General features: G+C 61.7%; 6 protein-coding genes. 5 read left to right on the forward strand and 1 reads right to left on the reverse strand.

The features are described from left to right. Nucleotides 1-98: 98 nt before the first annotated feature. The 5 genes from I0Q12_RS30615 to I0Q12_RS30635 all read left to right on the forward strand — a co-directional run bounded on the left by I0Q12_RS30615 (nucleotide 99) and on the right by I0Q12_RS30635 (nucleotide 4,580). Nucleotides 99-554, forward strand: coding sequence for an SRPBCC family protein (locus I0Q12_RS30615; protein ID WP_197257693.1), 456 nt, complete (start codon nucleotides 99-101; stop codon nucleotides 552-554). Between the two features lie 67 nt (nucleotides 555-621). Further along, nucleotides 622-1,476 carry a VOC family protein gene (locus I0Q12_RS30620; RefSeq protein ID WP_197257696.1) on the forward strand — a complete coding sequence of 285 codons (855 nt, stop codon included), beginning with the start codon at nucleotides 622-624 and terminating at the stop codon, nucleotides 1,474-1,476. 180 nt (nucleotides 1,477-1,656) lie between these two features. Next, entirely contained in the window at nucleotides 1,657-3,075 is a 1,419-nt protein-coding gene (locus I0Q12_RS30625; protein WP_197257698.1) for a FadR/GntR family transcriptional regulator, read from the forward strand. A 147-nt stretch (nucleotides 3,076-3,222) separates the two neighbouring features. Further along, nucleotides 3,223-3,708 carry a cupin domain-containing protein gene (locus I0Q12_RS30630; protein ID WP_197257701.1) on the forward strand — a complete coding sequence of 162 codons (486 nt, stop codon included), beginning with the start codon at nucleotides 3,223-3,225 and terminating at the stop codon, nucleotides 3,706-3,708. 2 nt (nucleotides 3,709-3,710) lie between these two features. Next, nucleotides 3,711-4,580, forward strand: a complete 870-nt coding sequence (locus I0Q12_RS30635; RefSeq protein ID WP_307846657.1) for an alpha/beta hydrolase — start codon at nucleotides 3,711-3,713, stop codon at nucleotides 4,578-4,580. 996 nt (nucleotides 4,581-5,576) lie between these two features. On the opposite strand, the gene I0Q12_RS30640 is transcribed toward I0Q12_RS30635, so the two are convergent. Then, the coding region (locus I0Q12_RS30640) for an IS256 family transposase (RefSeq protein ID WP_197257705.1) at nucleotides 5,577-6,390 on the reverse strand (814 nt) is incomplete at its 5' end.

The following is a 6,390-nucleotide window of genomic DNA, read 5'->3' on the forward strand; positions in this document are numbered from 1 at the left end:
CCTCGATCCAGTATCTCCACGAGGACATGCGAGGCCTCGAGAACGAACGCAGTTGGCGCGCGGCGGAGGCACTGAAGACAGCCGATGTACCCGAGGGAATGACCGCGGGCCAGTACTTCCTCCGGCTCTACCGCGAGCTGTCGATCGAAGAAGGATACGACTGGCCGGTGATCACTCCGGAGCAGTGGTCCGAGGCAGGCAGTTCGTGGAACGTTTTCCCCAACAGCATCATCCTGCCGGGCCAGGGCTCGGCGTTCTGGTACCGGTCGCGGCCGATCGACGACGATCCCAACAAGTGCCTGTTCGAGATCTTCAGTCTCGATCAGGTTCCCGTCGCCGACTACGATAAGAAACGAGAGTTCGAACCGCAATACTTCGACGACTACCGGGATGCTGATCTGGGGCAGGTCTTCTCTCAGGACTTCGCGAACATGAAAGAAGTCACCGTCGGCATGCACTCACCCAGCTTCGACGGCCACCGGCTGAGCGAAGAGCAGGAAATGACGATCTGGAACCACCACCGGGTCGCCGACCGATTCATTTTTACCGACTGAAACGAGCTCCGCACGCGCTTGTGCGTATGTGCGTTCATCGTCTTCCGCTACCTGATTGGAGTTGAGCATGGGAGTTCATTCCCTGGGCTATCTCAGGCTGAACACGCCTGACATAGACGCATGGAAACGGTTCGGCGAAGACTTCGTCGGCTTCATGAGCGTCGAGGGGGCCGACCCGGATTCCCTGTACTTCCGGATGGATCACTACCCTGCCCGACTGGTGGTGACGCCGGCCGAGGTGGCGTCCTGCACGGTCGGATTCGAAGTGATGAACCGCCGAGAGCTCGACGAGTTGGTCCGTGCGATCAGCGCGGAAGGTATCGAGGTGTCCGCCGGGTCGGAGGCCGAGTGTGCAGAGCGCCGGGTGCGAGGATTCGTCCGATTCACCGACCCCGGAGGAAACCGAGTCGAGCTGTTCTACGCACCGATTCTCGATCATGTTCCGGTACACACTCCCCTGGTGTCGGCGTTCGTCACCGGAAACATGGGTCTGGGGCATGTGATCGTGACGGCCGAGGACGTGGAGAAGACCTTCGATTTCTACAACCGAGTTCTCGGATTCGTCGAGCGGAACACTTCTGGTCCGGTCTACTTCATGGGCTGCAATCCGAGGCATCACAGTTTCGGGATCACGCCCAGGCCCGGAGCCGAGGGCAGGGTCGTTCACATCATGGTCGAGGCGGCAACGCTCGACGATGTCGGCTTGGCACTCGACCGTGCCTACGACATGGACGTGCCGATGATGAACACCCTCGGCAAGCACACCAACGATCAGATGGTCTCGTTCTACGTCTATTCGCCCGACAACTACGCCTTCGAGTTCGGCTGGGATGGTTTGCAGGTCACCGAGGAGGTCCCGACCTACGAAATCACCGAGGGCGCGCTGTGGGGCCACCGTTTCTCCCCCCCTCCGCAGAAATGACCCGTCGTCGGCCCCCGTCACAGTGTTCGATCGGGGGCCGACGGCGTTCCAGGAGCCAGAAGACCTTCCAGCGATGACGTAGGCTACGGCCCGTGAAACCACTTGGAGCGGCGACGGACACGGGATGCTGACAACAGCAAGTGCACCGGCTCGGACCTAGTGGAACAGGAGTTCTGGTAGATGCGCCTTCAGGACGTCAGCGCGCCAGCAGCAATCACACCCGAGAAGCTCGCTGTCCAGGTCGCGCGACGGATCGAACGAGAGATCATCGACCTGCAGTGGCCGGTCGGGAAGGTTCTCGGATCCGAAACCGCGCTCCGTGAGCAGTTCGGAGTTTCCCGGTCGGTCCTCCGTGAAGCGATCCGAGTGCTCGAGCATTCTCGGGTCGTACACATGAGGAAAGGCCCTGGCGGTGGACTGGTCGTTGGCACACCGGACCCGACACCGGCAATCCGCGGACTCGTCATCCATCTGGAATACGCCGGGGCCACTGTGGCGCAACTGGTCAATGCCCGATCGATCTTCGAACGTATGGCCATCGCGGCCATCTCCGATTCGCTGACCGAGAGCGGTGTGCGGGATCTCAGGTTGAGTGCATCTGACGAGGAAGGTCGCCATCCCGAGGACTTCCACGTGGCATTGGGTCGCCTGTCCGGTAACCCGGTGCTCGAGGTGTATATCGACATTCTCGTGCGACTGTCGGCCACCTACACCCGGCGGGTGCGAGGCGTCACCAACACCGAGGAGGAAGGCAGCGCGGCCGCCGATCAACATCTCGCGATAGCCGAGGCGATCGTCGCGGGCGCCTTGAGTCGGGCGGAAAGTGACATGGCGACCCATCTCGATCGAGGCGCCACCTGGTTGGGTAACCTCGTCCAACCTCTGCCCGGGGAGAGCACCGCGGTCGGGCCGATGGACCCCGGCCCCGATGAATGGCCACAGGACCGGAAGTTGGCAGGGCCCGTCGCGGGCCGCATCCGTGACGACATCGTCCGTGAGCGCCGGCAGGTCGGCGAGGTCCTGGGATCAGAGGCCGATTTCATGGCCCGCTACGGGGTCAGTCGCTCGGTATTTCGTGAATCGGTTCGAATCCTCGAACACTACAGTATCGCCCGGATGCGGCGCGGGCCAGGAGGCGGTCTCGTCGTACTCGAGCCCGACCCGACATCGAGTATCCGAACAGTTGCCCTGTATCTCGACTTCCGCCGAGTCACCGCCGAGCATCTACGTGCGGTGCGTGAGGAAATCGAACTCGGTTGCCTCATGGCTGTGATGAGATCAGGAACCCCGGACCGGGACACCCTCTGGCCGGATCCGCGACGAGGCAACGCGACGTCGAGGCATTGCAGCACCTGCCTCCGCGATCGAATCGCAACGCTGAGCGCCGACCCCATACTGATGCTGTTCCGCTCCATCCTGTCCGCACTCTGGGACGAATACGGCAGTGGGCGTCGGCCCCGAGATCCCTGCCGGTCAGCAGAACCGGAGCCGGCCGACCGGACCGAACTCGACGCGATCGTCGATGCCGTGCTCGCAGGCGACGAAGGACTTGCCCAATTCCGCATGAGACGACACCTCAGAGAGCGCCCGGGCTGGTGACATAGGAGTCCAAACTCCCTCGTCGGTTTCTGTCAAGGTGTGACCCGGAATCCACATCGGACAAGCCACGGCGCGAGTCCTCGCTGCCATTCCATCGAGCGGAATCGATGGAAGACCTACCGACGGCCCCGAATCTACGATGAAGCAATGACACTCGTATTCGGCAACCTCGTCGACGGCTTGGATTGGATCCCAATGGATCTCGATCAACAGGCCAGCCCCAGCTACTTCTGGAACGACGGTGGACTGCTCAAGGACGCACCGATCGATTTCGGCGCAACTTTCGGCGAGAACATGTTCGTCACTAGCAAGGCGGTGGACAGACCCCGATTCAACCGCAATCCGCTGAGAGTGACTCCCGGCTTCACGGTTCCTCGCCACCATCACAACATGGACGAGATGCTGTTCATGCTTGCGGGCGAGTACCACATCGAGCACTACGACAACGAGGAACCCGAGACGGTTGTCGTGCGTCCCGGCGAAATCTTCGTCAGCCGTGCGGGAACGGCGTACACCATGACAGCGGGAAGCGAAGGCGCCACCTACATCGAGACATGGCAACGGCCCGTGACGGAACTCCAAACCTACTGGCACGACTACGGCTGGGTGGCCGCGGAAAGGGAGGGCCAGTGACCGTGACACTGCAGGACATCACCCACGACAACACAAGTCGTACCCTCGAGACCGAGAGGGGCGTGCTCCACTACCACGAGGCGGGCGACGGTCCCCCGCTGCTGCTTCTACATGGGTCGGGCCCCGGTGTGAGCGGGTGGAGCAACTACCAGGGCAACCTGCCAATCTTCGCGCAGCACTTCCGTACCCTGATCCTGGACTTCCCAGGATTCGGTAAGAGCTACTCGTGCGATTCGAACCCCATGATGGCCGCGCTTCCCGCGGTACTCGACTTCCTCGACGGCATGGACCTGGGCCCTGTTCCCGTGGTCGGTAATTCCATGGGAGGTAGCATCGCAGCGCGGCTCGCCGCCGGCCATCCCGAACGTGTGAAGCGTCTAGTCACGATCGGGGGTGTCGGATCACCGGTGTACAGCGCCACGCCCCCCGAGGGGATCAAGCTCCTCGTCCAGTTCGTCGAGGACCCCACGCGCGAGCGCCTCGTCGCCTGGATGGAATCGATGGTGTACGACAAGAGCATCTTGACGCCCGAGTTTGTGGAGAGTCGCTGGCAAACAGCATCGGATCCTGTGGCGCTCAGCGACGTCCGGAAGTTGTTTAACGCGGCAACCCTGGCCGCGATGCGTGGCTCCAACGGTGCCGCCACCGTCAGTCAGGTCGAGATGCTCACACGCATCCAGGCCCCCACCCTCATCACCTTCGGTCGTGACGATCGAGTGACCCCCCTGGACAGCTCGATCCTGCCGATGCGCATGATCCCGAATTGCGAACTACATGTTTTTCCCCATTGTGGGCATTGGGCAATGATCGAGCGCAAGGCCGAGTTCGAAAGCACAGTTCTCGCGTACCTTTTGCGCGATGTTGAGCACTAACCTGCTTAGTTCGGCTGCATGCGCAACACTCATACAAGGCCCATTTGACCTCTGCAAATGGTTCGACAGAGGTCGAACGTCATCTGAGCGATGGAGTAACAAGCATAGGGTCAGGGCCAGGGGCACCTGCTCGGTTTCTTTCCTTCCCCGCCTTACGTCACCTAAGACGTACGGACGGCGGTGACACTCACGCGCCACCGTCGTCCAGCGCATGTCGTGTAGTCACGAGGCGATCATCGTCCTCTCCCACAGGCACTCCGCTAGGACACCAAAACCACACCTACGCACCCGAACCGTCAAATGCATTACACCAATAATCGAAGCTAGAATACGTTGTATCAGGATTGCCATCTGAAACTTAATGCGTAACCCTGAAATCAGTATGAGTGCGCCTCTATTCAGTCGAAATGTCTTTGCTGCCACGAACCGCCATCCCTGCGGCGGTCGTGGCATTCCCGGGTCGACACATCGGCCCATCCCGGACGCCCGCCTCCCCTGGGCGGGCGTCCGGGCTCCACGCTCCCGACACAAACGATCAACGAACTCCATGGAAAGTGCTCAGATGCTCTCCCTTCTTCTCCGACCAATTGCTCGTGCCTTCGCCGTCACCGCCGTCCTGGCTCACACCATTCTCGACACTCCCATCCCGGAATTTCCCGACTGCGACGGTGACGGCAACCCCCACCACCGATGACACTCGTCGCGCCGACTGGACGCTTTTCTTACGCGCTCGGCCTGCGCGCTCGTTGAGAATGCAAACGTGTTGGGTGTGCTCCCCCGACAGCTCGCATCGTCCCCGCACCGACGGCGAATGGACGGCATCGCCGCCGTAGCCGACGCCTCGAACACTGGAAGTCACGTCGACACGAGCAGTCAGCTCGAAGCTCCTGCTCCGCTGCCGAACAAGCCGTCCAGTCCTCTCCGCACACCCGCGGTGGGGACAGTTGTCGCGAACCAGGGAGTGTCCGATAAACGGTGGAACCGGCCTGGCATCGGTTAGTTGATGCGTCCTTCGAAAGTGATCGCGAAGGCATTCAAGGCAGGCTTCCACCTCGCTGCCCATCGTGCCCTACCCCGACCGGTCGGGTCTAGCGCTCGGGTCGCGAGATGGAGACATTTCAGAGCGGCCTGCTCGGTCGGAAAATGCCCACGGGCGCGGATCGCGCGCCGGTAGCGGGCATTGACCGACTCGATCGCGTTCGTCGAGCAGATCACGCGCCGGATCTCGACGTCGTAGTCGAGGAACGGCACGAACTCGCTCCACGCGTTCTCCCACAACCGGACGATCGCCGGATACTTCGGTCCCCACTTGGTGGAGAACCCGACGAACCGTTCCTTCGCCGCGGCCTCCGTCGGCGCGGTGTAGACCGGTTTGAGATCGCGCGACATCTCATCCCAGTGCTGCCGCGGTGCAAACCGAAAAGTGTTGCGGATCAAGTGGATAACGCAAGTTTGCACCACTGCGAGTTCCCACACGGTGTTGATCGCCTCCGGCAAGCCTTTGAGGCCATCGCAGACGACGATGCACACATCGGCCACCCCGCGGTTCTTGATCTCGGTGAGCACCGCCAACCAGAACTTCGCACCCTCCCCGCCGTCGCCGGCCCACAACCCCAGGATGTCGCGCTCGCCGTTGACGGTCACTCCGATCGCGACGTAGATCGGCCGGTTGGTGACCTGCCCGTCGCGGATCTTGACGTGAATGGCATCGATGAACACCACCGGATACACCCGATCGAGCGACCGGTTCTGCCACTCGATCATCTCCTCGAGCACCTTGTCGGTGATGCGGGAGATGGTGTCCTTCGAT

Source organism: Rhodococcus sp. CX (assembly GCF_015865005.1).
Classification (GTDB): domain Bacteria; phylum Actinomycetota; class Actinomycetes; order Mycobacteriales; family Mycobacteriaceae; genus Rhodococcus.

Excerpts from the sequence above, each read along its gene's own strand:
- I0Q12_RS30620 (WP_197257696.1), top strand. The coding sequence starts at position 622 with ATGGGAGTTCATTCCCTGGGCTATCTCAGGCTGAACACGCCTGACATA.
- I0Q12_RS30630 (WP_197257701.1), top strand. The coding sequence starts at position 3,223 with ATGACACTCGTATTCGGCAACCTCGTCGACGGCTTGGATTGGATCCCA.
- I0Q12_RS30615 (WP_197257693.1), top strand. The coding sequence starts at position 99 with ATGACCGCGGGCCAGTACTTCCTCCGGCTCTACCGCGAGCTGTCGATC.
- I0Q12_RS30625 (WP_197257698.1), top strand. The coding sequence starts at position 1,657 with ATGCGCCTTCAGGACGTCAGCGCGCCAGCAGCAATCACACCCGAGAAG.